The 23,817-nt window shown below is 73.6% G+C and carries 18 protein-coding genes and 1 riboswitch; of the genes, 7 read left to right on the forward strand and 11 right to left on the reverse strand.

Annotation, left to right across the window (positions count from 1 at the left end):
* Positions 1-35: 35 nt before the first annotated feature.
* Positions 36-1,076: a 3-oxoacyl-ACP synthase III family protein gene (locus ACMTAK_RS07950; RefSeq protein WP_413805525.1), complete on the reverse strand. Its 1,041-nt coding sequence runs from the start codon at positions 1,074-1,076 to the stop codon at positions 36-38.
* 296 nt (positions 1,077-1,372) lie between these two features.
* Here ACMTAK_RS07950 and ACMTAK_RS07955 point away from each other — a divergent pair, with 296 nt between their 5' ends.
* Positions 1,373-2,818, forward strand: coding sequence for a lipase maturation factor family protein (locus tag ACMTAK_RS07955; RefSeq protein ID WP_413812823.1), 1,446 nt, complete (start codon positions 1,373-1,375; stop codon positions 2,816-2,818).
* 336 nt (positions 2,819-3,154) lie between these two features.
* The gene (locus tag ACMTAK_RS07960) at positions 3,155-3,283 is read left to right on the forward strand and encodes a hypothetical protein (RefSeq protein WP_413805526.1); all 129 of its coding nucleotides are present in this window, start codon (positions 3,155-3,157) and stop codon (positions 3,281-3,283) included.
* 58 nt (positions 3,284-3,341) lie between these two features.
* On the opposite strand, the gene ACMTAK_RS07965 is transcribed toward ACMTAK_RS07960, so the two are convergent.
* On the reverse strand, positions 3,342-4,340 hold the full coding sequence (locus ACMTAK_RS07965; RefSeq protein WP_413805527.1) for a cation diffusion facilitator family transporter: 999 nt from the start codon (positions 4,338-4,340) through the stop codon (positions 3,342-3,344).
* A 315-nt stretch (positions 4,341-4,655) separates the two neighbouring features.
* Between ACMTAK_RS07965 and ACMTAK_RS07970 the strand changes: the two genes are divergently transcribed.
* Positions 4,656-4,910, forward strand: a complete 255-nt coding sequence (locus ACMTAK_RS07970; protein ID WP_262705689.1) for a hypothetical protein — start codon at positions 4,656-4,658, stop codon at positions 4,908-4,910.
* Between the two features lie 36 nt (positions 4,911-4,946).
* On the opposite strand, the gene cobN is transcribed toward ACMTAK_RS07970, so the two are convergent.
* Positions 4,947-8,591 (reverse strand): cobaltochelatase subunit CobN, encoded by a 3,645-nt coding sequence (cobN, locus tag ACMTAK_RS07975; protein ID WP_413812824.1) that lies wholly within the window; start codon positions 8,589-8,591, stop codon positions 4,947-4,949.
* A 52-nt stretch (positions 8,592-8,643) separates the two neighbouring features.
* Positions 8,644-8,729, reverse strand: a riboswitch (cobalamin riboswitch).
* 154 nt (positions 8,730-8,883) lie between these two features.
* Here cobN and cobG point away from each other — a divergent pair.
* Genes cobG through ACMTAK_RS07990 form a run of 3 tightly spaced genes read left to right on the forward strand, consistent with a single transcriptional unit; the run spans position 8,884 to position 12,520 of the window.
* Entirely contained in the window at positions 8,884-10,302 is a 1,419-nt protein-coding gene (gene cobG / locus ACMTAK_RS07980; protein ID WP_413805528.1) for a precorrin-3B synthase, read from the forward strand.
* Positions 10,299-10,949: a precorrin-8X methylmutase gene (locus ACMTAK_RS07985; protein ID WP_413805529.1), complete on the forward strand. Its 651-nt coding sequence runs from the start codon at positions 10,299-10,301 to the stop codon at positions 10,947-10,949. The genes cobG and ACMTAK_RS07985 overlap by 4 nt, the downstream gene beginning before the upstream one ends.
* Complete coding sequence (locus tag ACMTAK_RS07990; RefSeq protein ID WP_413805530.1) at positions 10,946-12,520, forward strand: precorrin-2 C(20)-methyltransferase; 1,575 nt, start codon at positions 10,946-10,948, stop codon at positions 12,518-12,520. Before ACMTAK_RS07985 ends, ACMTAK_RS07990 begins: the two co-directional genes overlap by 4 nt.
* 34 nt (positions 12,521-12,554) lie before the next feature.
* On the opposite strand, the gene ACMTAK_RS07995 is transcribed toward ACMTAK_RS07990, so the two are convergent.
* Complete coding sequence (locus tag ACMTAK_RS07995; RefSeq protein ID WP_413805531.1) at positions 12,555-13,313, reverse strand: cobalt-precorrin-6A reductase; 759 nt, start codon at positions 13,311-13,313, stop codon at positions 12,555-12,557.
* A gap of 59 nt (positions 13,314-13,372) precedes the next feature.
* Here ACMTAK_RS07995 and ACMTAK_RS08000 point away from each other — a divergent pair, with 59 nt between their 5' ends.
* Positions 13,373-14,521 carry a cobalt-precorrin-5B (C(1))-methyltransferase gene (locus ACMTAK_RS08000; protein WP_413805532.1) on the forward strand — a complete coding sequence of 383 codons (1,149 nt, stop codon included), beginning with the start codon at positions 13,373-13,375 and terminating at the stop codon, positions 14,519-14,521.
* 202 nt (positions 14,522-14,723) lie between these two features.
* Here ACMTAK_RS08000 and cobM read toward each other — a convergent pair whose 3' ends face one another.
* The 7 genes from cobM to mutA form a co-directional block, all read right to left on the reverse strand.
* Positions 14,724-15,494: a precorrin-4 C(11)-methyltransferase gene (gene cobM / locus ACMTAK_RS08005; protein ID WP_413805533.1), complete on the reverse strand. Its 771-nt coding sequence runs from the start codon at positions 15,492-15,494 to the stop codon at positions 14,724-14,726.
* On the reverse strand, positions 15,491-16,765 hold the full coding sequence (cbiE, locus tag ACMTAK_RS08010; RefSeq protein ID WP_413805534.1) for a precorrin-6y C5,15-methyltransferase (decarboxylating) subunit CbiE: 1,275 nt from the start codon (positions 16,763-16,765) through the stop codon (positions 15,491-15,493). The genes cobM and cbiE overlap by 4 nt, the downstream gene beginning before the upstream one ends.
* A 91-nt stretch (positions 16,766-16,856) precedes the next feature.
* A complete protein-coding gene (locus ACMTAK_RS08015; protein WP_413805535.1) occupies positions 16,857-17,675 on the reverse strand; it encodes an acyltransferase in 819 nt (272 codons plus the stop codon).
* A 37-nt stretch (positions 17,676-17,712) separates the two neighbouring features.
* On the reverse strand, positions 17,713-18,471 hold the full coding sequence (locus ACMTAK_RS08020; protein WP_413805536.1) for a (2Fe-2S)-binding protein: 759 nt from the start codon (positions 18,469-18,471) through the stop codon (positions 17,713-17,715).
* Complete coding sequence (gene meaB / locus ACMTAK_RS08025) at positions 18,464-19,489, reverse strand: methylmalonyl Co-A mutase-associated GTPase MeaB (protein WP_413805537.1); 1,026 nt, start codon at positions 19,487-19,489, stop codon at positions 18,464-18,466. The genes ACMTAK_RS08020 and meaB overlap by 8 nt, the downstream gene beginning before the upstream one ends.
* The gene (scpA, locus tag ACMTAK_RS08030) at positions 19,489-21,717 is read right to left on the reverse strand and encodes a methylmalonyl-CoA mutase (RefSeq protein WP_413805538.1); all 2,229 of its coding nucleotides are present in this window, start codon (positions 21,715-21,717) and stop codon (positions 19,489-19,491) included. The genes meaB and scpA overlap by 1 nt, the downstream gene beginning before the upstream one ends.
* Positions 21,717-23,600 (reverse strand): methylmalonyl-CoA mutase small subunit, encoded by a 1,884-nt coding sequence (gene mutA, locus ACMTAK_RS08035; RefSeq protein ID WP_413805539.1) that lies wholly within the window; start codon positions 23,598-23,600, stop codon positions 21,717-21,719. Before mutA ends, scpA begins: the two co-directional genes overlap by 1 nt.
* Between the last annotated feature and the right edge of the window lie 217 nt (positions 23,601-23,817).

The following is a 23,817-nucleotide window of genomic DNA, read 5'->3' on the forward strand; positions in this document are numbered from 1 at the left end:
GATGAGTCCTTTCGCTGGCTGGGACCTTGGGTTGGTCACGGACCGCGGTGGCCGTCCTGCCATGTGAGCAGCGCGGCGCCGAGCGACATCCCGCCGCCGAAACCGGCCAGCAGCAGCAACTCCCCGTCGCCGAACACGCCCTGCCGCCGGGCGTCGTCGAGCGCCAGCGGGATGGAGGCGGCGCTGGTGTTGCCGTGCTCGGCCACCGTCAGATGAGTGCGCGCCCGCGGCAGTCCGAGGTCCGGAAGCGCCTTGGCCAGCAGCACGCCATTGGCCTGATGGGGGATGAAGTGGTCCACGCGCGCGGGGTCCGTGCGGTGCTCGGCCAGCAGGCGCCCTATCGCGCGCGGCAGCTCGGCCAGGACGTATTCGCTGACCGCGCGGCCCCGCATCCGGAAGAAGTGGCCCCCGTCGGCGAGGGTCTTCTCCGACGCCGGGGCCCGGCTGCCGCCCGCCGCCACCTCGATCAGCTCGTGGAGCGCGCCGTCACTGGTGAGCAGCGATCCGCTGAGGCCGTAGCCGGGTCGCACCGGTCCGAGCACCACCGCCCCGGCCCCGTCGCCGAAGAGCACGGCGGTGCGCCGGTCGGTGCGATCGATGATGCGGGAGTAGACATCGGCGCCGATCACCAGGGCATACCGGGTGGGGGCGCCGGACCCGGCGGACAGCAGCCCGGCCGCCGTCACCAGGGCGAAGACGAAGCCGCTGCAGACCGCGTTGAGGTCGAAGGCGGCGGCGTCGGTCGCGCCGATCCGGTGCTGCACCAGACATGCGGTGGCGGGCTGGGGGTGATCGGGGGTCGAGGTGGCCACCACGATCCAGCCGAGCTGATCGGCGCGGATCCCGGCGTCCGCGAGGGCGGCACGGGCGGCCTCCACGGCCAGATCGGAGGTGGCCTCGTGATCGGCGGCGTAACGGCGGCGGTGGATCCCGGTCTTCGCCGAGATCCAGTCCGGGGTCACCCCCGCGCGCTCGGCCACCAGCTCATTGGACACGGTCTCGGCGGGCAGATACGAGCCGGTGCCGAGGATCCCGATGGGCCGCCCGCCGGATGTCCGGACCGGCTGCTCGATCATCTGGATCTCCCGGCCCGCGCGGCCCCCGCCGCCGCTGCCGGTGCCATCGCTGTCGTCGCTGTTCGCGGGGTGCGGCGGTGCTCGAGAAGAAGCATTGGGTGGTTCCCTCCGGGTCCATACCGGGCTTCGACGCTACGGACCGGGCACGGCACGGATAACCCCTAACCCATCACCCCCCTAGGCCCCCTACCGAATGAACCCGGTCCGCCGTATGACTCCGCGCATGACGGGCACCCGTCGGAGGTGGTACCGGATACATGCAGGCCGAAGACACACCGGCCCAGGGAGCGGTCCCCATGGAGTGGTTCACCTCATCCGACTACTGGCTGAGCCGGCTGGTCTTCCAACGGGGGCTGGCCGCCGTCTATCTGATCGCCTTTGTGGTGGCGGCCCGGCAGGGGCGGGCGCTGCTCGGCGAGCGGGGGCTGACGCCGGTGCCGCGCTTCCTGGACCGGGTGCCGTTCCGCCGCTCGCCCAGCCTGTTCCATCTGCACTACTCCGACCGGTTCTTCGTCTGCTGCGCCTGGCTGGGGGCCGCGCTGTCGGCCGCGCTGCTGGTGGGGGCGGCGGATCGGGCGCCGCTGGCGGTCGCGATGGTGGCGTGGCTGGTGCTGTGGCTGCTCTATCTGTCGATCGTCAACGTGGGCCAGGTGTGGTACGGCTTCGGCTGGGAGTCCCTGCTGCTGGAGTCGGGGTTCCTCGCCGTGTTCCTGGGCAATGAGCACACCGCGCCGCCCGTGCTCATCCTGTGGCTGACGCGCTGGCTGCTGTTCCGGGTGGAGTTCGGTGCCGGGCTGATCAAGATCCGTGGAGACCGCTGCTGGCGGGACCTGACCTGTCTGTACTACCACCATGAGACCCAGCCGATGCCGGGGCCGCTGAGCTGGTACTTCCACCATCTGCCGAAGCCGCTGCACCGGGTGGAGGTGGCGGCCAACCATGTGGCGCAGCTGATCGTGCCCGTGGTGCTGTTCACCCCGCAGCCGGTCGCGAGCGTGGCCGCGGGGATCGTCGTGGTCACCCAGCTGTGGCTGGTGGCCTCGGGGAACTTCTCCTGGCTCAACTGGCTGACGATCCTGCTGGCGCTCCCGGCGGTCGACGGCCGCCGGGCCGCCGAGGTGCTGGGGCTGCCCGGGCCGCCGGACCTCGCCGCTCCTCCGGTCTGGTACGAGGTGGTGGTGCTGGCCGCGACCGCTCTGGTGCTGGTGCTCAGCTACTGGCCGGCCCGCAATCTGCTGTCGGGCCGTCAGCTGATGAACTTCTCGTTCAATCCGGTCCACCTGGTCAACACCTACGGGGCGTTCGGCAGCGTCAACCGCAGCCGGCAGGAGGTGGTGATCCAGGGCACCGACGACGCGGTCCTGACCCCGGACACGGTCTGGCGTGACTACGAGTTCCGGGGCAAGCCGGGCGATGTGCGCCGGTTGCCGCGCCAGTACGCCCCGTACCATCTGCGGCTGGACTGGATGATGTGGTTCGCGGGGCTCTCACCGGGCTACGCCGGGTCCTGGTTCACCCCGCTGATCGGCAAGCTGCTGGTCAACGACCGGGCGACGGTGAAGCTGCTGCGGGCCAATCCGTTCCCGGGGACGCCGCCCACCCATCTGCGGGCGCGGCTGTACCTCTACCGCTTCACCACCCGGGCGGAGCGGCGGGCCACCGGGGCCTGGTGGCACCGCACCCTGCTGAGCGAGTTCCTGCCGCCGGTCAGACTGGAGGATCACGGCTCGCCACGGGGGTGAGGGTCCGTGCCGCCCATCACGACGCTCACCGGCCTCGTCTCCGCACCGTCCCGCGCGATGAACGGTCTGCGGCTGCGGCTCGCGGACATCACCGACGTCCTGCGGGACACCGGCGACCGGCGCACCGGCCCGGACGGTGTGGGCGCGTCCGGGCCGGCCCATGGAGAACGCCGTGGTGCACGCCCATGGACATTCAGGGCGTTTCCCACCCAGATCTTTCCGTCCGTTAACCCGCCGCTCACCCGATGTGCGCCGTCCGCTTTCCGGCCCCGGTCAGGCTATGGCACTGGAAGCGGATGCCTCGCTTCCGCTCGTGTTCCATCCAGTGAGGTACTCATGGCCGACATTTTCACGACCGTCCTGGTCAAGCTGGCCCAGCTCGCGCTGGAGGCGTTCGTCGCCCAGCTCGCGAAGACGCTGCTGACCGCCGTCCTCAGGCCGACCGCCGCCCCGGCCGCGGCCTGACACATCCGGCCCGCCGGCCGTTCCCGGATCCCCGCCGCCCGTTCCCGGGCCGCCCCGCTCAGTGGCCGTACGACGCGGCCCGGTGCACCGGTCCGTGAGCGGTCGGACAGTGCTCCCCGTCCGGACGTCCGCGCTCGGCGGGCTCGTCCAGATGGTCCACCTGCAACGTGGTGTGGGTGATCCCGTACTCGCCGCTCAACACCGACTCCAGATCCCCCCGGACGGCGTGGCAGTCGCCGCCCGCCGCCACCAGGACATGGGCGGAGAGCGAGACCTCGCCCGAGGTGATCTGCCAGACATGCAGATCGTGCACCTCGGCCACCTGTCCATGGGTGACCAGCCGGCCGCCCACCTCATCGGGCTCGACGCCGGTGGGGGCGGCCTCCAGCAGCACCCGGCCGGAGGCCCGCAGCAGTTCCACGCCCGCCTTGATCATGAGGAGCACCACCAGCAGACCGGCGATCGCGTCGGCCCGGGCGAAGCCCGTCGTCACCACCACCAGTCCCGCGACGGCGGTGGCGATGAAGGCGTAGAGATCGTTGAGCACATGCTGGAAGGCGCCCTCGACATTGAGCGAGGAGCGGTTCGCCTTCGACATGCACCACGCGGCCGCGAGATTCACCACCACACCGGCCAGCGCGGTGATCAGCACCAGACCACCGGTCACCTCGGGTGGATCGATCAGCCGTCCCACACTCTCATAGCCGAGATAGGCGCCGAGCAGCAGCAGGGAAAGCCCATTGGCCTGGGCGGAAAGGATTTCCGACCGCTTGAGCCCGTAGGTGTATCCGCCACGCGCGGGGCGCGCGGAGAGCCGGATCGCGATGAGCGCGAGAACGATCGAGGCGGCGTCGGTGAGCATATGGGCCGCGTCGGACAGCAGCGCAACGGAGCGGGCGACGATCCCGACGATGACCTCCACCGCCATGAAGCCGCTGATCAGCGCGAGGGCGAGGGTCAGCCACCGGCGGTCGGCGTTCTCCGCCACCCCGTGGGTGTGGCCGCCGTGGCCAGGCCCGCCGTGCCCCTCGTCGGGTCCGTGCGCATGAGCTCCCACCGGCTCCTCCTCGGATCGTCTATCGGGACAGCGCAATTGAAACAGGCCCGAGGGGAATTCACCAAAGGCTGCAATGGACACGGTTATCAATAAACTCTTGCCCCGGCCGCGAATGAGCTTTATGAATGCGGGAATGCTTTTCATTTCGCGCCGCGAAAAGGGAACGGCCCGGTCGCCCGGGCGGGTCCCCGTGGCGCCGTCAGGTCGGGCCCAGGCAGTCGCTGACATGTGCGACACCACGCCGATGCGGGTGAGACCGGCGCACGGAAGGTGACCCGGCGGGGCGCGGCGCGTTGTCCGAATATGACGACGACGATGCGACGCCGTTCTCTCTCGCAGCCGAGCAGAGCGCTGGACCGGAGCACCGAAGGCGACGGAACGGTTCATCAGACCGTTCACACATCCACATCCGTACCGATCTACGCGGCCCTGGTCGAGCGCTGGGCCTCCGCGGGGCGCGCGGTGCCCGGGGCCTACGACCGCGAGTGGACCGAACTGGTCAACTGTCCCCCCTGGCCGGACCGGATCCGGGCGGCGACCCGTCCGGCGGCACGCCCGTCCGCCGACTGAGCCACCGCCGGACACACGGGGAAGCCGCGGACGCGCCTACTCGTCGTCCCCGCCCTCCAGGCCGCCCTCCGTCTCCAGGTACAGCTCCCGCACCCGCTCCAGCACCTCCGGGTCGGGCTCGTCCCACAGCCCGCGGCTCTCGGCCTCCAGCAGCCGCTCGGCCATGCCGTGCAGCGCCCAGGGGTTGGCCTCCTCCAGGAAGGCGCGGTTCTCCGGGTCGAGCAGATAGGTCTGGGCCAGCTTGTCGTACATCCAGTCGGCGACCACGCCCGTGGTCGCGTCGTAGCCGAAGAGGTAGTCGACCGTCGCGGCGAGCTCGAACGCGCCCTTGTAGCCGTGGCGGCGCATCGCCTCGATCCAGCGCGGGTTGACCACCCGGGCCCGGAAGACCCGTGAGGTCTCCTCGTGGAGGGTGCGGGTGCGGACCGTCTCGGGGCGGGTGGAGTCGCCGATGTACGCGGCGGGCGCGGTGCCCTTCAGGGCGCGCACGGTGGCCACCATGCCGCCGTGGTACTGGAAGTAGTCGTCGGAGTCGGCGATGTCGTGCTCGCGGGTGTCGGTGTTCTTGGCCGCGACCGCGATCCGGCGGTAGGCGCTCTCCATCTCCGCCCGCGCCGGGCGCCCCTCAAGCCCGCGGCCGTAGGCGTAGCCACCCCAGACCGTGTAGACCTCGGCGAGGTCGGCGTCGGTGCGCCAGTCGCGGCTGTCGATGAGCTGGAGCAGTCCGGCGCCGTAGGTGCCGGGGCGGGAGCCGAAGATCCGGGTGGTGGCGCGGCGCTCGTCACCGTGTGCGGCGAGGTCGGCGCGGGTGTGTGCCCGTACGTAGTTGTCGTCGTCGCTCTCGTCGAGGGAGGCGGCGAGCCGTACGGCGTCGTCCAGCAGCCCGACGACATGCGGGAAGGCGTCCCGGAAGAACCCGCTGATGCGCAGGGTGACATCGACACGCGGACGGCCCAGCTGGTCGAGGGGTACGGGTTCGAGTCCCGTCACCCGCCGCGAGGCGTCGTCCCACACCGGGCGGATGCCCAGCAGCCCCAGCGCCTCGGCCACATCGTCGCCGGAGGTGCGCATGGCGCTCGTCCCCCACAGCGAGAGGCCGACGGACTTCGGCCACTGACCGTCGTTGTCGGCGCGGTAGCGCTCCAGGAGCGAATCGGCGAGGGCCTGGCCGGTCTCCCAGGCCAGCCTGCTGGGCACGGCCTTGGGGTCGACGGAGTAGAAGTTGCGGCCGGTCGGCAGGACGTTGACCAGTCCGCGCAGCGGCGAGCCGGACGGCCCGGCCGGGACGAAACCGCCGTTCAGCGCGTGCACGGCGTGGTCGATCTCGTCCGTCGTGGCGGCCAGCCGGGGCACGACCTCGCGGGCGGCGAAGTCGAGGACCGCGGAGACCGCGGGGCGCTGCTCATCGGGCAGGGAGAGCACGGCCTTCTCGACGGCCTCCGGGGCCCATGCCGCGTCCTCCATCGCCTGGACCAGCGCACGGGCCCGCTCCTCGGCCTCGTCGGCACCGGTGCGGGTGGCGGCCGACTCGTCCAGGCCGAGCGCCTCGCGCAGACCGGGGAGCGCGGACGTACCGCCCCAGATCTGGCGGGCGCGGAGGATGGCCAGTACGAGGTTGACGCGCTCGGGGCCGGTCGGCGCGGCGCCCAGGACATGCAGTCCGTCGCGGATCTGGGCGTCCTTGACCTCGCACAGCCAGCCGTCGACATGCAGCAGGAAGTCGTCGAAGCCGTCGTCGTCCGGCCGCTGCTCCAGGCCCAGGTCGTGGTCGAGCCGGGCGGCCTGGATGAGGGTCCAGATCTGGGCGCGGATGGCGGGGAGCTTGGCCGGGTCCATCGCGGAGATGGCCGCGTACTCGTCCAGCAGCTGCTCCAGCCGCGCGATGTCGCCGTAGGAGTCGGCGCGGGCCATCGGCGGCACGAGGTGGTCGACCAGGGTGGCGTGGACTCGGCGCTTGGCCTGGGTGCCCTCGCCCGGGTCGTTGACCAGGAAGGGGTAGATCAGCGGCAGATCGCCGAGCGCGGCGTCGGGGCCGCAGGCGGCGGACAGTCCGGCGTTCTTGCCCGGCAGCCACTCCAGGTTGCCGTGTTTGCCCAGGTGGACCATGGCGTCGGCGCCGAAGCCGCCGTCCGTCCGCGCGGTGGCCATCCAGCGGTAGGCGGCCAGGTAGTGGTGCGAGGGCGGCAGATCGGGGTCGTGGTAGATGGCGATGGGGTTCTCACCGAAGCCACGCGGCGGCTGGATGACGACCAGGAGGTTGCCGCGGCGCAGCGCGGCCAGCACGATCTCGCCCTCGGGGTCGCGGCTGGTGTCCACGAACATCTCGCCGGGCGGTGGGCCCCAGTGCTCCTCGACCGCGTCCCGGAGCTCCTGCGGGAGCGTGGCGTACCAGCGGCGGTAGTCGGCGGCCGGGATGCGGACGGGGTTGCGGGCGAGCTGCTCCTCGGTGAGCCACTCCTGGTCATGGCCGCCCGCCTCGATGAGGGCGTAGATCAGCTCGTCGCCCTCGCCGGAGACCAGGCCCGGCAGCGCCTCCGGCCCTTCCTCGGGGCCCAGGTCGTAGCCTTCGGCGCGCAGCCGGCGCAGCAGGGCGACGGCGCTCGCGGGCGTGTCGAGCCCGACGGCGTTGCCGATCCGGGAGTGCTTGGTGGGGTAGGCGGAGAGGACGAGCGCGAGGCGCTTGTCGGCGGCGGGGATATGGCGGAGCCGGGCGTGTCGTACCGCGATTCCGGCGACGCGCGCGGCGCGCTCGGCGTCGGCGGCATAGACCGGCAGACCGTCCTCGTCCACCTCCTTGAACGAGAACGGCACGGTGATGAGCCGCCCGTCGAACTCGGGGACGGCGACCTGGGTCGCGGCGTCCAGCGGCGAAAGGCCCTCGTCGTTCTCCGCCCACGCGGCGCGCGGCGAGGTCAGGCACAGCGCCTGGAGTACGGGCACGTCGAGCGCGGTGAGCGCGCCCGCGTCCCACGCCTCGTCGTCGCCGCCCGCGGACGCCTCGGCGGGGCGGGTGCCACCGGCCGCGAGAACGGTGGTGACGATGGCGTCGGCCGCGCCGAGGGCCTCGATCAGCTCGGGTTCGGGGGCGCGCAGCGAGGCGACGAACAGCGGCAGCGGGCGGCCCCCGGCGTCCTCCACGGCGCGGCACAGGGCCTCCACGAAGGCGGTGTTGCCGCTCATGTGGTGGGCGCGGTAATAGAGCACCGCGATGGTCGGGGCGGCGGCGTCACCCGGGGCGGCCGCGTGGCCGGTGCGCTCCAGCGGACCCCAGGTGGGCGCGGGCGCGGGCGGTTCGAAGCCATGGCCGGTGAGCAGCACCGTGTCGGAGAGGAACCGGGCCAGCTGGTCCAGGTTGGCGGGCCCGCCGTGGGCGAGGTAGGCGTGGGCCTCGGCGGCGATGCCGACCGGGACCGTGGACGCCTCCATGAGCTGGGCGTCCGGGGCCTGTTCGCCGCTGAGGACCACGACGGGGAGGTCGCCCGCGAGCAGCGTGTCGAGCCCCTCCTGCCAGGCGCGGATGCCGCCGAGGAGCCGTACGACGACGAGTTCGACGCCGTCGAGCAGGCCGGGGAGGTCATCGAGGGCGAGGCGGGCCGGGTTGGCGAGGCGGTACGGCACCGGGCCCGTGGCGGCACGGGCGCTGAGCAGGTCGGTGTCGGACGTCGACAGCAGCAGAATCATGCGGCGCATGCCTTCCTCGGGGTCCGCGCCCCGGGCGGGTTGAAGACGGCGGCAGTTCCTGGCTCGCGCGTCCGCTGCCGTTCGGCAGCCGCCGCGCTCACAGTGGCGGGACCGCGCCGGATTTCCACCGGCTTCCTACCGTGAGTGCCGTCTTGTGTGTGTCGCGGGCCGGGACCGACCCACCGCTGAGCATAGTAAGCGTTGCTGACCTGCCACGGGGCGGCGCCTTCCGGCCTCCGTGGAGCCTGGCCGGGTCGGTGGGCCGGAGCGGATCGTCGGTATGCTCGCCGCCATGCCCCTCCCCCCGACAACCACCCCATCCGGGGACGAAACCCCCGTGCGCGGGCGCGATGACGCCTGTCCGGGCGCACTGCGGCTGCACCCGGCGGACGACGGTTCGCTGGCCCGGATCCGGGTGCCGGGTGGGCTGCTGACGGCCCGTCAGGCGCAGACACTGGGACGGGTGGCCGAGGAGCTGGGCGACGGGCGGCTGGACATCACCTCACGGGGCAACGCGCAGGTGCGCGGCCTGGCGGCGGGGTGCGGCGCGGAACTGGCGGCCCGGCTGCGGGCGGCCGGACTGCTTCCCTCGGACCGCCATGACCGGGTGCGCAACATCGTGGCGTCGCCGCTGTCCGGCCTGGACGGTGGTGGGCACGCCGATGTGGTGACGTGGGTACGGGAGTTGGACGGCGTGCTGTGCGACGAGGCATGCGTCGACACATTGGCGGGGCGCGGGGAATTGTCGGGCTTGTCGGGCAGGTTTCTGTTCGCGCTGGACGATGGGCGTGGCGATGTGGCCGCGTTGGACGCGGATGTGACATTGATCGCAACGCCAGGTGGTGGAGCGGTGCTGCGGGTCGGAGGGCCGCCGGCGGGTGCGGGGGTGGCGAGCGTCGCCGCGGGCGGGGCGGCCGCACGGGGTGATCTGTGGGTGCGGAGCGAGGACGCGGCGCGGGCGGCCGCGCTGGCCGCGGTGGAGTTCCTGGCGAGGGCACGGGAGAGCGGGACCCGGGCGTGGCGCATCCGGGAACTGCCCGGGCAACACGCCGTGACCGTCGATCGCTTGGCGGCCCGACTCGCCGACGCGGGCATCGACAGCGAGCCGCACCCGGGCGCGCCGGGCCCGCGCCCGCCGCAACCACCGCCCGCCCCCGGCCCGGTCCCCGGCCCGGACGGGCGCCACGCGCTGTCCGTCGCCCTCCCCCTGGGCCGGGTGAGCGCCGCGCAGTGGCGGCTGCTCACCGGGCTCGCCTCCCGGAGCGGGGCGGATGAGCTGCGTATGACACCCTGGCGCGGCGTGGTGCTCCCCGGATTCGCCCCGGACGACACGCGCGGCGCCTTGTCGGAACTGTCCGACGCGGGACTGGTGACCACGCCGGACTCGCCGTGGCTCGGGGTCGGCGCGTGTACGGGACGGCCCGGCTGCGCCAAGTCCCTGGCGGATGTGCGGGCCCACGCGACACGTATGGCCGCGGGCACGGCGCGCCAGGGCGCGCCCGATCCGCTGCCGGTGTACGTCTCCGGCTGTGAACGGCGCTGCGGCCACCCCGGGGGCCGCTGGGTGGACGCGCTGGCGACCGGCGACACGGACTATCGGGTCACCGTGCGCGGCGGCGCGAAGCGCGACGCGCCGGAGGCGGAGGACGGCGTGGAAGTGACAGCAGAGCAGTTGGCCGGCGCCGTTGCGGCGGCCCGTGGAACGACATGATCGAGGACACCGTGTTCGACTACGAGAAGGACGGGGCGGCCATCTACCGCGCGTCCTTTGCCACCATCCGCGCCGAGGCCGACCTCGGCGGGCTCCCCGCCGACGTCAGCCAGGTGGCGGTGCGGATGATCCACGCCTGCGGCATGGTCGACCTGGTCAAGGACCTCGCGTACACCCCCGGGGTGGTCTCCCGCGCCCGCGCCGCGCTGCGGTCCGGCGCGCCCGTGCTCTGCGACGCGCGCATGGTGGCCAGCGGGGTCACCCGCAAGCGGCTGCCCGCCGACAACGAGGTGATCTGCACCCTCTCGGACCCCGCCGTACCGGAGTTGGCGCGGCGCATGGGCACCACGCGCAGCGCCGCCGCGCTGGGGCTGTGGCGGGACCGGCTCGACGGGTCGGTGGTGGCGGTCGGCAACGCGCCCACGGCGCTGTTCCGGCTGCTGGAGATGATCGAAGAGGGAGGGGCGGGCGCGCCGCGCCCGGCCGCCGTGATCGGCGTGCCGGTGGGCTTCATCGGCGCGGCCGAGTCCAAGGAGGCGCTGGCCGGGCATCCGGCGGCGCTCGACCACCTGGTGGTGCACGGCCGGCGCGGCGGCAGCGCCATCGCCGCGGCCGCGATCAACGCGATAGCGAGCGAGGAAGAGTGAGCGAGCAGCAGACGGGCCGGCTCTACGGTGTGGGGCTCGGCCCCGGCGACCCCTCCCTGATGACCGTACGCGCCGTGGAGGTCATCGCCGCGGCCGACGTCATCGCGTACCACAGCGCCCGGCACGGGCGCAGCATCGCGCGCTCCATCGCCGAGCGCCATCTGCGGCCCGACCACGTCGAGGAGCGGCTGGTCTACCCGGTCACCACGGAGGCCACCGACCACCCGGGCGGCTATCGCGGCGCCATGGAGGAGTTCTACGCGGACGCGGCCGCCCGGCTCGCCGCGCATCTGGACGCGGGGCGCACGGTCGCGGTGCTCGCGGAGGGCGATCCGCTCTTCTACGGCTCGTACATGCACATGCACAAGCGGCTCGCCGACCGCTACCCCACCGAGGTCATCCCCGGTGTCACCTCGGTCAGCGCCGCGGCCGCCCGGCTCGGCACACCGCTGGTGGAGGGCGAGGAGGTGCTGACGGTCCTCCCCGGCACCCTGCCGGAGGAGGAGTTGACGGCCCGGCTGGCCACGGCGGACGCGGCGGCCGTGATGAAGCTCGGCCGGACCTTCCCGACGGTGCGCCGGGCGCTTGAGCGGTCGGGACGGCTCGCGGACGCGCGCTATGTGGAGCGCGCCACGATGAACGCGGAGCGGACCGCGCCGCTGGCCGAGGTCGACCCGGAGTCGGTGCCGTACTTCTCGATGGCGGTGCTGCCGAGCCGCGTGGACGCGCCGCGCGGTGACGACGGTGACGCGCCGAGCGGTGACGCCGGTGACGCGCCGCACGGTGACCGCGTAGACGCGCCGAGCGGTGCGTCGGGCCGCCCGGGTGAGGTCGTGGTCGTCGGCCTCGGCCCGGCCGGTCCGCTGTGGCTCACCCCCGAGGCGCGCGGCGAGCTGGCCGCCGCCGAGGATCTCGTCGGCTACACCACGTACCTGGACCGAGTGCCCGTACGGCCGGGCCAGCGGCGTCATGCCTCCGACAACAAGGTCGAGGCCGTACGCGCCGAGTTCGCCCTCGACCTCGCCCGGCGGGGTCGGCGTGTCGCCGTGGTCTCCTCGGGCGACCCGGGCGTGTTCGCCATGGCCACCGCCGTCCTGGAGGCCGCCTGCGAGGACCCCTACCGCGAGGTTCCGGTGCGGATCGTCCCCGGTATGACGGCGGCCCACGCGGCCGCCGCACGGGCCGGTGCCCCGCTCGGCCACGACTACGCGGTGATCTCCCTCTCCGACCGGCTCAAGCCCTGGGAGGTCATCGCCGAGCGGCTGCGCGCCGCCGCGGCGGCCGACCTGGTGCTCGCCCTCTACAACCCCGGCTCGCGCAGCCGTGTCTGGCAGGTGGGCAAGGCACGCGAACTCCTGCTGGAGCACCGCGCCCCCGACACGCCCGTGGTGCTGGGCCGCGACATCGGCGGCCCCGGGGAACGCGTGCGAATCGTCCGGCTGGCCGACCTCGACCCGGCCCAGGTCGACATGCGCACGATCCTCCTGGTGGGCTCCACCCAGACCCGCACGGTCCGCCGCGGCGACGGCACCGACATCGTCTGGACCCCGCGCCGCTACCCGGAGGCGTAACGCCCGGAGGGCTCCTGGCGCGGAGCACCCCGGCTCAGGCCAGTGTCGTCCGCAGCCAGGCGGCGGCTTCGGCGGGGGTTTCGGCCACCGGGACGCCCTGGGGGGCGGGTGGGCGGCGGATGATGACGACCGGGAGGGCGGCGGCGCGGGCCGCGGCGAGTTTGGGGGCGGTGGCGTGGGCGCCGCTGTCCTTGGTGACCAGCACCTCGACGCGATGGCGGCGCAGCAGCTCCGCCTCGCCCTCGAAAGTGAACGGGCCGCGGTCGAGGATCACCTCCATCCGGGGCGGGACTGGCGGCTCGGGCGCGTCGACCGAGCGGACCAGGAACCACTGCCCGGTCAGATGGGCGAAGGCGGCCAGGCCCATCCGTCCCGTGGTGAGGAAGATCCGCTCCCCCAGGCCGGGCAGCAGCCGCGCGGCCTCGGCCAGCGAGCCCGCCGAGTGCCAGCGGTCGCCCGGACCGGGTACCCAGCCGGGGCGGCGCAGGGCGAGCAGGGGAACATGGACGTCTGCGGCCGCCCGGGCCGCGTGGGAACTGATCGTGTCGGCGAAAGGATGGGTGGCGTCGATGACCGCGTCCACCTGGTGCTCGCGGAGCCAGCGGGCCATGCCCTCGGCGCCGCCGAACCCGCCGATCCGCACCTGCCCCACCGGCAGCCGCGGCGCGGCGACCCGGCCCGCGAGGGAACTGGTGACGCGCAGCGCGGGCGTGTCGGCGAGCTCCTCGGCGAGGCGGCGCGCCTCGGTGGTGCCGCCGAGGATGAGCACATGGCGCGCCGGTGCGCTGTTCATCGGGATCGGGTGCCTTTCGTCGTCCGTGCGCCCGTCATCGTATGCGCGGCGGCCCGCCCATGGCTGAGGCGGAGACGACGGCCAAGGCGACCGGGGGGCGGGGCGCGCAGCTGGAGCGGTCGGGGCTGCGGCACGGCTGGACCACCGGGGCGTGTGCCACCGCCGCGACCACGGCCGCGTACACCGCGCTGCTGGGCGCGGAGTTCCCCGATCCGGTGACCATCGAACTGCCCAAGGGACAGCGGCCCGCGTTCGCGCTCGCCGCCGAGGAGCTGACGGCGGACCGGGCCATGGCCGCGGTCGTCAAGGACGCGGGGGACGATCCGGATGTGACCCACGGCGCGCTGGTCAGGGCCACGGTACGGGGTCTGCCGCCCGGCAGCGGAGTGGTCTTCCGGGCCGGTCCGGGCGTCGGCACGGTGACCCGGCCCGGACTCCCGCTCGACGTGGGCGAACCGGCCATCAACCCCGTCCCGCGCCAGATGATGCGCGACCACATCGCCTCGGTCGCGGCCCGGCACGGCGGAACCGGCGACGTCGAGATCGAGATCTCGGTGGACCACGGCGAGGAGATCGCCCGCTCCACCTGGAATCCCCGTCTGGGCATCCTCGGCGGGCTGTCCATCCTCGGCACGACGGGCATCGTGGTGCCCTACTCCTGCTCGGCCTGGATCGACAGCATCCGGCGCGGGGTGGATGTCGCCCGCGCGGCGGGGCGCCGCCACGTCGCGGGCTGCACGGGCTCGACGTCCGAGAAGGTGGCGGTGGCCGTGCACGGGCTGCCGCAGGACGCGCTCCTGGACATGGGCGACTTCGCGGGCGCGGTCCTGAAGTATCTGCGCCGCCACCCGGTCGACCGGCTGACGGTCGCCGGCGGCTTCGCCAAGCTCTCCAAACTGGCCGCGGGCCATCTGGACCTGCACTCCTCCCGGTCCCAGGTGGACAAGGGCTTCCTCGCGGAACTGGCCCGCCGGGGAGGGGCCGACGAGGAGCTCACGGAGGCGGTGGCCACGGCCAACACCGGCCTGGAGACGGTACAGCTGTGCACCGCCCGAGGCGTCCCCCTCGGCGACTTGGTCGCGGCGGCGGCCCGCGACACGGCGCTCGGGGTGCTGCGCGGGGCGCCGGTGGCGGTGGACGTCATCTGCATCGACCGCGCCGGCACGATCGTGGGCCGCGCCGACCCGCGCGGCCCCGGGGGTGGCTGACCCCCGTACCCGGGCCCACCGCCCGCCGCCGGGGCGGGGCGCTCGTCGCCACCCGGGCCCACATGCCGCAGGGGCGCCGGTCGCGCTCACCCTGCGGGCCGTCGCGCGCGGTGTCGACGCCGTCGCCACTACGGACATGGCGCGCCGTGCGCAGTACGACACGCACGAAACCATGCACGGGTGCCCGCCGGGAGCGCGGGCCTCAGACGACGGGTGGGGAGCCGGGAGCGCAGGGGCGGGTTCTGGTCGGGGAGTAGAGGTGGCTGTCGGGGAATTGGGCGGCGGCCAGGGTTCGGCCGACGATGATGACCGCTGTGCGGACCACGCCTGCCGCCTTCACCTGGGGCGCGATGTCGTCCAGGGTGCCGCGCAGGACCAGTTCGTCGGGGCGGCTGGCCATGGCGACCACGGCGGCCGGGCAGTCGGCGCCGTAGTGCGGGAGGAGTTCGGCGACGACGCGGTCCACATAACGGGCGGCGAGGTGCAGGACGAGCAGGGCGCCGCTGCGGCCCAGAGTGGCCAGGTCCTCGCCGTCCGGCATGGGGGTGGCCTGCTGGGCGATGCGGGTGAGGATGACGGTCTGGCCGACGGTCGGGATCGTCAGTTCGCGCTTCAGCGCGGCGGCCGCGGCGGCGAAGGCGGGGACGCCCGGGACCACGTCGTACGGAACGCCGGCCGCGTCCAGGCGGCGCATCTGCTCGGCGACGGCGCTGAAGACCGACGGATCGCCGGAGTGGAGCCGGGCCACATCGTGGCCCGCCTCGTGGGCGGCGACCAGCTCGGCGGTGATCTGGTCCAGGTCGAGCTGGGCGGTGTCGACGAGGCGGGCGTCCGGCGGGCATTCGGCGAGGAGTTCACGGGGCACCAGGCTGCCCGCGTACAGACACACCTGGCAGCGGGACAGGGTCCGGGCGCCGCGCACCGTGATCAGGTCGGCGGCGCCGGGGCCCGCGCCGATGAAGTACACCGTCATCGTGTTTCTCCTTGTACGGCTTCGACGGATCCCTCGGGATCGGCGGCGTCCCCGCCAGGGCCTCGGGAAGCGAGCGGCTTGGTGGCGGACCACTGGGTGACCGGCATCGCCTGCCGCCAGCCGGTGAACGCCCCGACCGGGGCGGCGTGGGAGACGGCGAGGCGGACGAGGTCGCCGCCGTGGCGGCGGTACCAGTCGGCGAGCAGCGCCTCGGACTCCAGGGTCACGGTGTTGGCCACGATCCGGCCGCCCGGCGGCAGGGCCGCCCAGCACGCCTCCAGCACTCCGGGGGCGGTCAGGCCGCCACCGATGAACACCGCGTCGGGGGTGGGCAGTCCGGCCAGCGCGTCCGGGGCGGCGCCGGTGACGACGGTCAGACCGGGCACACCGAGCGCGGCGGCGTTGCGGCCGATGCGCTCGGCGCGCACCACGTCGCGTTCGACCGAGACCGCCCGGCAGGTGCGGTGGGCGCGCATCCACTCCACGGCGATGGAGCCCGAGCCGCCGCCGACGTCCCACAGCAGCTCCCCGGGGGCCGGGGCGAGCGCGGCGAGGGTGGCGGCCCGCACATGGCGCTTGGTCAGCTGGCCGTCGTGGTCGTACGCCGCGTCGGGCAGCCCCGGCGTGAGGGACAGCGGCCGGGCGCCGTCCGCCGGGGCGCAGTCGACGGCGATGACGTTGAGGGGGTCGCCGGGCGGGTGGGGCCACTCCTCGGCCGTACCCTCCACACGGCGCTCCCCCGCGCTCCCCAGCTGTTCCAGCACCCGCATCCGGCTCGGGCCGAAGCCGCGCTCCCCGAGCAACCCGGCCACCTCGGCGGGCGTGTCCGCGCCCGCGCTGAGCACGAGGAGCCGCCGTCCGGCGTACAGCTCACGGTTCAGCGTGGCCAGGGGGCGGCCGACGAGGCTGACCACCTCGGTCTCCTCCAGCGCCCAGCCGAGCCGCGCACAGGCCAGGGAGACGGACGACGGATGGGGCAGTACCCGCAGCCGCTCGGCGCCCAGCAGCTCGGCCAGGGTGCGGCCGATGCCGAAGAACATGGGGTCGCCGCTGGCCAGCACGGAGATCCGCCGCCCGGTGTGCGCGGCGAACAGCCCGGGAACGGCGGGGCGCAGCGGGGACGGCCAGGGCACCCGTTCACCGGGGCACTCCGGCGGCAACAGGCCCAGATGGCGCCGTCCGCCGATGACCACCTCGGCCGTGCGCAGCGCCTCGCGGGCGGCGGGGCCGAGCCCCTCCCAGCCGTCGGCGCCGATGCCGATGACGGTCACGGGGGGAGGCGGCGGCGGGCTCACGGTGGTCACTTTCGGGGTCGGGGACGGTTTCAGGGTCGGGGATGGTCCACGAAACTCTACTGACCTGCTACGACGCCCCCGCCCCCGGCTCCCGCTCCAGCCCGCGCTCCTCATGTTCCACGTTCCGCTCCGCCATCTGCTCCCGCTCCCGCTCGCGCTCCAGCTCGGCCAGCGCGAGCAGTTGCTCGACGGTCATGTCCTCGGGGATCGGCACCGGCGCCGGAGTCCGCAGCGGCGGCTGCCAGCCCTCGTCCGGGGCCCAGCGCCGTATGATCCGGGCCGGCGCCCCGGCCACCACGGCGTGGTCGGGCACCTCGCCCCGTACGACCGCGCCCGCCGCGACCACCACATTGCGGCCCAGCCGCGCCCCCGGCAGGATCACCGCGCCCGCGCCCAGCCAGCTGCCGGGGCCGATGTGGACGGGCGCGGAGCGTGGCCACTGACGGCCGATGGGCTGGTCAGGATCGTCGTAGGAGTGGTTGTCGCTGGTCACATAGACGTACGGGCCGCAGAAGACATCGTCGCCGAACTCCACGCTCACGGAGGCGATCACATGGCTGCCCCGGCCCAGCACCACGCCGTTGCCGATGCGCAGCACCGGTTCGGGGCCGAGGTCCACATCGGGCATCATGCCGGCGGTGAGGGTCACCTGCTCGCCGATGACGCAGTGCTCGCCGAGCTCGATCCACGGTTCGCCGAAGAGGGTGCCCTGGGGGAACGCCAGCCGGGTGCCGACGCCGATGCGGCCGAAGCGGTACGGGCCGGGGCGCTCGGCGGTCACCGCGCCGGCCCGCTGTACGGCGCGCCATCCACGGTGGACCAGACGGGAAGTGACACGTCCGCACCAGCCCCGCCAGGATGAGAACACGTTCTCCTTCTTCGGCATTCGCCCACCGTATCGACCCACCGGGAGAGCGTCCGCCTCACCCCGGCGTCCCGCGCCCGCTCCCCCGCCCCGGCGCCTCGCGCAGGACGCAGTCGCCGCACAACCCGCCGCCCGGCACCCGGTAGTAGAGACAGCAGGTGCGGCGCCGATAGCCGAGGGGCGCGGTGCTCAGGGCGCCGGCGTCGCTCAGCGGCGGGTGGTCGAGTTGGGCGCGCGCCAGCTCGACGGCCCGGTCCGCCGCCTCGGCGCGGCCGTGCGCCCGGCACCAGTCGTGCAGCACCCGCAGCGAACCGGCCAGTGCCGAGGCCGCGTTGCCCCACAGCAGCCGCCCCGAGACCCGGTACGCCCGCTCGACGGCGCGGTGCAGCGGCATCAGATGGACGAACGCCGCGGTGCCCAGCTGACCGGCGAGTCCTCCCGGTTCGCCCATCACGGTCGGCGCGCCGGGCCACCACAGGTCGTCGGGGGCGACACGCCCGGGGTTCCACCACAGCCGGTCGGGCCGGAGGTGGGGCACCGCGCCGGAGAGGGCCGCCGGGCCGAGCGCGAGCGACCACACCCGGGCGGCGAGCCCCTGGAAGACGAGCGAGGCCGCGACCCTCGGCTCATCGGTGCGCAGGCTCGCGGCGACCGCCTCGACACGGGCGCGCAGCACCGGTCCGGCGGCGCCCGTGCCGGTCAGCCGGTAGGCCTCACCGATCCGGGCGTACCCCTCCGCGCCCGGATCGCCGCCGCCGGTGCGCAGCGCGAAGAACGGCCCGACCCGCGCCGCGTCCGGCAGCGGCGCCTCATCCACCGTCGGCCGCGGCCTGAGACGCTCCACCGTCGGCCGGGCCCTGGAACGCCGCCAGCAGCCGGTCCGCCGCCAGCGTGGCCGTCAGCGCGCCCTCGCGGACCCGCTGCTCCAGCTCGGGCCCGAGCCGCCGCACCTCGGGGTGGGCGTGCAGCCGCGCGAGCAGCTGGTCGCGCACCATCGACCAGGTCCAGTCCACCTGCTGGTCGCGCCGCTTGGCGTGCAGCGCGCCCGTGGCCTCCAGCACCCGGCGGTGCTGCTCCAGACGCTCCCACACCACATCGAGCCCGGTGGACTCGCGGGCGCTACAGGTGAGCACCGGCGGGTTCCAGGGCGCGTCCGGCGGCTGCAACAGCCGCAGCGCGCCCGCCAGTTCACGGGCCGCCGACTTGGCGTCCCGCGCGTGCGGTCCGTCGGCCTTGTTGATGGTGACCACGTCCGCCAGCTCCAGAACGCCCTTCTTGATGCCCTGGAGCTGATCGCCGGTGCGGGCCAGGGAGAGCAGCAGGAAGGAGTCGACCATGTTGGCCACCGCGGTCTCGGACTGGCCCACGCCCACGGTCTCCACGAGCACCACGTCATGGCCCGCGGCCTCCATGACGACCATGGACTCGCGGGTGGCGCGGGCGACCCCGCCCAGCGTCCCGGCGCTGGGCGAGGGCCGTACGAAGGCGCCTGGATCGACCGCCAGCCGCTCCATCCGGGTCTTGTCGCCCAGGATGGAGCCGCCGGTGCGGGTCGACGAGGGGTCGACGGCCAGGACCGCGACCTTGTGGCCGACCCCGGTGAGCATGGTGCCCAGGGCGTCGATGAAGGTGGACTTGCCGACACCGGGCACCCCGCTGATGCCGATCCGCCGGGCCCCGCCGGTGTGCGGAAGCAGCTCGACCAGCAGCCGTTGTGCGAGGTCGTGGTGGTCGGGGCGGGTGGACTCGACGAGCGTGATCGCACGCGCGATATACGCGCGCTTGCCGTCGAGTACGCCCTTGGCGTACTCCTCGATGTCGATCGTCCGTGGCATTACAGCTCGTGGCCGAGGTCGGCGGCCAACTTCCGCACCAGGTCGTGGGCGGCGTCGGGGATGACCGTGCCCGGCAGGAAGACGGCGGCCGCGCCGGCCTCGTGCAGGGTCTGGACGTCCTGCGGCGGGATGACTCCGCCGACCACGATCGTGATGTCCTCGCGCCCCGCCTCGGCCAGCTGCTCGCGCAGCGCGGGCACCAGCGTGAGGTGCCCGGCCGCGAGCGACGACACGCCGACGATGTGCACATCGGCCTCCACCGCCTGCCGCGCGACCTCTTCGGGGGTCTGGAACAGCGGGCCGACGTCGACGTCGAAGCCCAGGTCGGCGAAGGCGGTGGCGATCACCTTCTGGCCGCGGTCATGCCCGTCCTGGCCCATCTTGGCGACCAGGATGCGCGGGCGGCGGCCCTCCTCGCGCTCGAACGCCTCGACCAGCGTGCGGGTGCGGTCCACGCCGGACGACGGTCCGGCCTCGTCTCGGTACACACCGGAGATCGTACGGATCTGGCCGGAGTGGCGGCCATAGACCTTCTCCAGTGCGTCGGAGATCTCGCCGACGGTGGCCTTGGCGCGGGCGGCGTCCACGGCCAGCGCCAGCAGATTGCCCTCCAGACCGGTGCCAGGACCGGATTCGGCGGCCGCGGTCAGGGCGCGCAGCGCGTCCTGGCAGACGGCCTCGTCGCGCTCGGCGCGCAGCCGCCGCAGCTTCTCGATCTGCTGGGCCCGCACCACGGAGTTGTCGACCGCGCGGACCTCGATCGCCTCATCGCTGTCCACCCGGTACTTGTTGACGCCGATCACCGGCTGGCGCCCGGAGTCGATGCGCGCCTGGGTGCGGGCCGCGGCCTCCTCGACGCGCAGCTTGGGGATGCCCGCGTCGATGGCCTTGGCCATGCCGCCGGCCGCCTCGACCTCCTCGATGTGCTGCCAGGCCCGCCGCGCCAGGTCGTACGTCAGCTTCTCGACGTACGCGCTGCCGCCCCACGGGTCGATGACCCGGGTGGTGCCCGACTCCTGCTGGAGCAGGATCTGGGTGTTGCGGGCGATGCGCGCGGAGAAGTCGGTGGGCAGCGCGAGCGCCTCGTCCAGGGCGTTGGTGTGCAGCGACTGGGTGTGGCCCTGGGTGGCGGCCATGGCCTCCACACAGGTGCGCGCCACATTGTTGTAGACGTCCTGGGCGGTCAGCGACCAGCCGGAGGTCTGCGAATGGGTGCGCAAGCTGAGCGACTTGGGGTTCTTCGGGTCGAACTGCTTGACCAGCTTGGCCCACAGCAGCCGCGCCGCCCGCAGCTTGGCGACCTCCATGAAGAAGTTCATGCCGATGGCCCAGAAGAACGACAGCCGGGGCGCGAAGGCGTCCACGTCCATCCCGGCGTCCATACCGGCCCGCAGGTACTCCACACCGTCGGCGAGGGTGTACGCCAGCTCCAGATCGGCCGTGGCCCCGGCCTCCTGGATGTGGTAGCCGGAGATGGAGATGGAGTTGTAGCGCGGCATCCGCTGCGAGGTGAAGGCGAAGATGTCGGAGATGATCCGCATCGACGGCTGCGGCGGATAGATGTAGGTGTTGCGGACCATGAACTCCTTGAGGATGTCGTTCTGAATGGTCCCGGCCAGCTTCTCGGGCGGTACGCCCTGTTCCTCGGCGGCCACGATGTAGAGCGCGAGCACGGGCAGCACCGCGCCGTTCATCGTCATCGACACGCTCATCCGGTCCAGCGGGATGCCGTCGAAGAGCTGCCGCATGTCGTAGATGGAGTCGATGGCCACGCCCGCCATGCCGACGTCACCGGTGACCCGGGGGTGGTCGCTGTCGTAGCCCCGGTGGGTGGGCAGGTCGAAGGCGACCGACAGGCCCTTCTGACCGGCCGCGAGGTTGCGGCGGTAGAAGGCGTTGGACTCCTCGGCGGTGGAGAAGCCCGCGTACTGCCGGATGGTCCAGGGCTGGTTGACGTACATGGTCGGGTACGGGCCGCGCAGATAGGGCGCGGCGCCGGGGTAGGTGCCCAGGAAGTCGACGCCCTCGAGGTCCTCGGCGGTGTAGAGCGGTTTGACCCCGATGCCCTCGGGGGTGTCCCACACCAGGTCCTCCACGCCCTTGCCCACGCCGTTCTGGAACGCGGCGGCCCAGTCACCGGAGCTGGGCACCGGGCCTTCGGCCGGTCCGTCCAGATCGACCGCCGAGAAGTCCGGGATCTTCCCGGGCTCCGTCGGAGAGCCCGTCATCACGCCACCCCCATGGTGTCCAGAGCCGAGGTGAGCACCTCGACCGCGTCGCAGCCCGCGAAGACGTATCCGTCCACCCCGGCCCGCTCGTACTCGTCCTGTTGTGCCCCCGGCCGTCCGGCCAGGTAGACCCGGGTCGCCCCGGCCGCCTTCAGCCGCTCGGCCACGGCGGCCGCCTCCTCCGCGTACAGCTTGTCGCTGGAGCACAGGCAGGCCACCCGGGCGCCACTGGCGGTGAACGCCTCGGCGACCGTCTCCGCGGTCACGGTGACCGGCTCGTGGACGGGCTCGATACCACCCGCCTGGAAGAGGTTGGAGGCGAAGGAGGCGCGGGCGGTGTGCGCGGCGGCGGGGCCCAGCGCGGCCAGGAAGATCCTGGGCCGGCCGCCCTCGGCCGCCAGATGGGCGTCGGAGCGGGTGCGCAGCGCCTCGTACGCCTCGTCGCGGCGCACCCTCGGCAGTCCGCCGCCGGGCTGCTCGGGCGCGGGGTCGCGCTCGACGGGCCGCTCGGCGAGGTTCGGGAACTCGCTGACGCCGGTGATCGGCTCCTTGCGGCGGGCGAGGGCGCGGCCGCGGCGCGCCCAGGTCTCCGCGAGCCGGTCGCGGACCAGCCCGGAGGCGAGGGCCGCGGCCATGCCCCCGGCGCGCTCGATCTCCTGGAACCAGGCCCAGGCGGCGCGGGCGACGTCGTCGGTGAGCTTCTCGACGTACCAGGAGCCTCCGGCCGGGTCGATCACCCGGGCCAGGTGCGACTCCTCCAGCAGGATCGTGGAGGTGTTGCGGGCGATGCGCCGGGCGAAGTCGTCGGGGAGTCCGATGGCGCTGTCGAAGGGCAGCACGGTGACCGCGTCCGCGCCGCCGACACCCGCGGCGAGGGTGGCCACGGTGGTGCGCAGCATGTTCACCCAGGGGTCGCGCCGGGTCATCATCACCGGAGAGGTCACCGCGTGCTGGCGCTGGGCGCGCGCCTCGGAGGGCGCGCCGCACGCCTGCGCCACACGCGCCCACAGGCGCCGGGCGGCCCGGAGCTTGGCGATGGTGAGGAACTGGTCGGCGGTGGCCGCGTAGCGGAACTCCAGCTGCGCGCAGGCGGCTTCGACGCTCAGCCCCTCCCCGGTGAGGGTGCGCAGATACGCCACGGCGGCGGCGAGGGAGCAGCCGAGCTCCTCGGCGGCCCCGGCGCCCGCCTCGTGGTACGGCAGCGCGTCCACGGCGAAGGCCCGCACCCCCGGGTGGTCGCGGTCGCAGGTCAGCGCGAGGTCGGCGGCGGCGGCCAGCTGTCCGGCCAGGCCCTCGTCGCGTCCGGTGCGGGCCGCGAGCCCCAGCGGGTCCGCGCCGAGGTTGCCGAGCGCGGCGCCGGGGGGCACCTCGCGGCCCGCGTAGAGCCGCAGCAGGGCGCGGGCGGCGTCCTCGAAGTCGGCGCCCGCGTCGAGGGCGACGGTGGCGAGGTCGAGATAGACCCCCTTCAGCGCCTCGGGCAGGGCGTCCACGGGCACCCCGGCCGCGCCGGCGGCGAGCCAGACCGAACCGGCGCCGTTCTCCAGGTCGGCGAGGATCGCCTGGTTGGTGCGCGCCGGATCGGGGTGGGCGTGACGCTGGCGCACGTCCCAGCCGGATACGGCGGAGCCCTCGGCCCGGCCGCCGCGCACGAAGGGCGCGAAGCCGGGGAATCCGGCGTCCTCAGGGGCGTCGTCGGCGGTGTAGAGGGGCTGGACGGTGATTCCGTCCTCGAGTGCGGTCGCGAGGGCCTCTTCGGCCTCGGCGCCCACGGCGTCCGAGGTGCCGGTTTTACGCAGCACGCCTTCGACGAGGTGGCGCCATTGGTCTCGCGTCACTTCCGGGAAATCGTCGGCTAGGGGAAGCCCGTCGGGCAGGACCGTCATAGGAGGAGGCTAGTGGGGTCCGCTGAAGCCGGAGCAGTGGTGAGGGCTGTGAGCTTACTCTCTAGTGATCTCAGGGGTGAGTCCTAGGGATTTCATGGGTAGCGCCGCATGGCACCCCGGGCACACAGAGGCCCGCCCGGTGCGACGGGGGATGCACACCGGGCGGGCTCAAAACCTTTTTACCGCATCGGCGGGGGGTTATGCATCAAAAACCTGT

The sequence above is a fragment of the Streptomyces lacaronensis genome (genome assembly GCF_047337785.1).
Classification (GTDB): domain Bacteria; phylum Actinomycetota; class Actinomycetes; order Streptomycetales; family Streptomycetaceae; genus Streptomyces; species Streptomyces lycopersici.

Bases quoted from the DNA above. Each gene is read 5' to 3' on its own strand.
- ACMTAK_RS07950 (WP_413805525.1), bottom strand. From the start codon at position 1,076: ATGATCGAGCAGCCGGTCCGGACATCCGGCGGGCGGCCCATCGGGATC.
- ACMTAK_RS07955 (WP_413812823.1), top strand. From the start codon at position 1,373: ATGGAGTGGTTCACCTCATCCGACTACTGGCTGAGCCGGCTGGTCTTC.
- ACMTAK_RS07960 (WP_413805526.1), top strand. From the start codon at position 3,155: ATGGCCGACATTTTCACGACCGTCCTGGTCAAGCTGGCCCAGCTCGCG.
- ACMTAK_RS07970 (WP_262705689.1), top strand. From the start codon at position 4,656: ATGCGACGCCGTTCTCTCTCGCAGCCGAGCAGAGCGCTGGACCGGAGC.
- cobN (WP_413812824.1), bottom strand. From the start codon at position 8,591: ATGATTCTGCTGCTGTCGACGTCCGACACCGACCTGCTCAGCGCCCGT.
- cobG (WP_413805528.1), top strand. From the start codon at position 8,884: ATGCCCCTCCCCCCGACAACCACCCCATCCGGGGACGAAACCCCCGTG.
- ACMTAK_RS07985 (WP_413805529.1), top strand. From the start codon at position 10,299: ATGATCGAGGACACCGTGTTCGACTACGAGAAGGACGGGGCGGCCATC.
- ACMTAK_RS07995 (WP_413805531.1), bottom strand. From the start codon at position 13,313: ATGAACAGCGCACCGGCGCGCCATGTGCTCATCCTCGGCGGCACCACC.
- ACMTAK_RS08000 (WP_413805532.1), top strand. From the start codon at position 13,373: ATGGCTGAGGCGGAGACGACGGCCAAGGCGACCGGGGGGCGGGGCGCG.
- cobM (WP_413805533.1), bottom strand. From the start codon at position 15,494: ATGACGGTGTACTTCATCGGCGCGGGCCCCGGCGCCGCCGACCTGATC.
- ACMTAK_RS08015 (WP_413805535.1), bottom strand. From the start codon at position 17,675: ATGCCGAAGAAGGAGAACGTGTTCTCATCCTGGCGGGGCTGGTGCGGA.
- meaB (WP_413805537.1), bottom strand. From the start codon at position 19,489: ATGCCACGGACGATCGACATCGAGGAGTACGCCAAGGGCGTACTCGAC.
- scpA (WP_413805538.1), bottom strand. From the start codon at position 21,717: ATGACGGGCTCTCCGACGGAGCCCGGGAAGATCCCGGACTTCTCGGCG.
- mutA (WP_413805539.1), bottom strand. From the start codon at position 23,600: ATGACGGTCCTGCCCGACGGGCTTCCCCTAGCCGACGATTTCCCGGAA.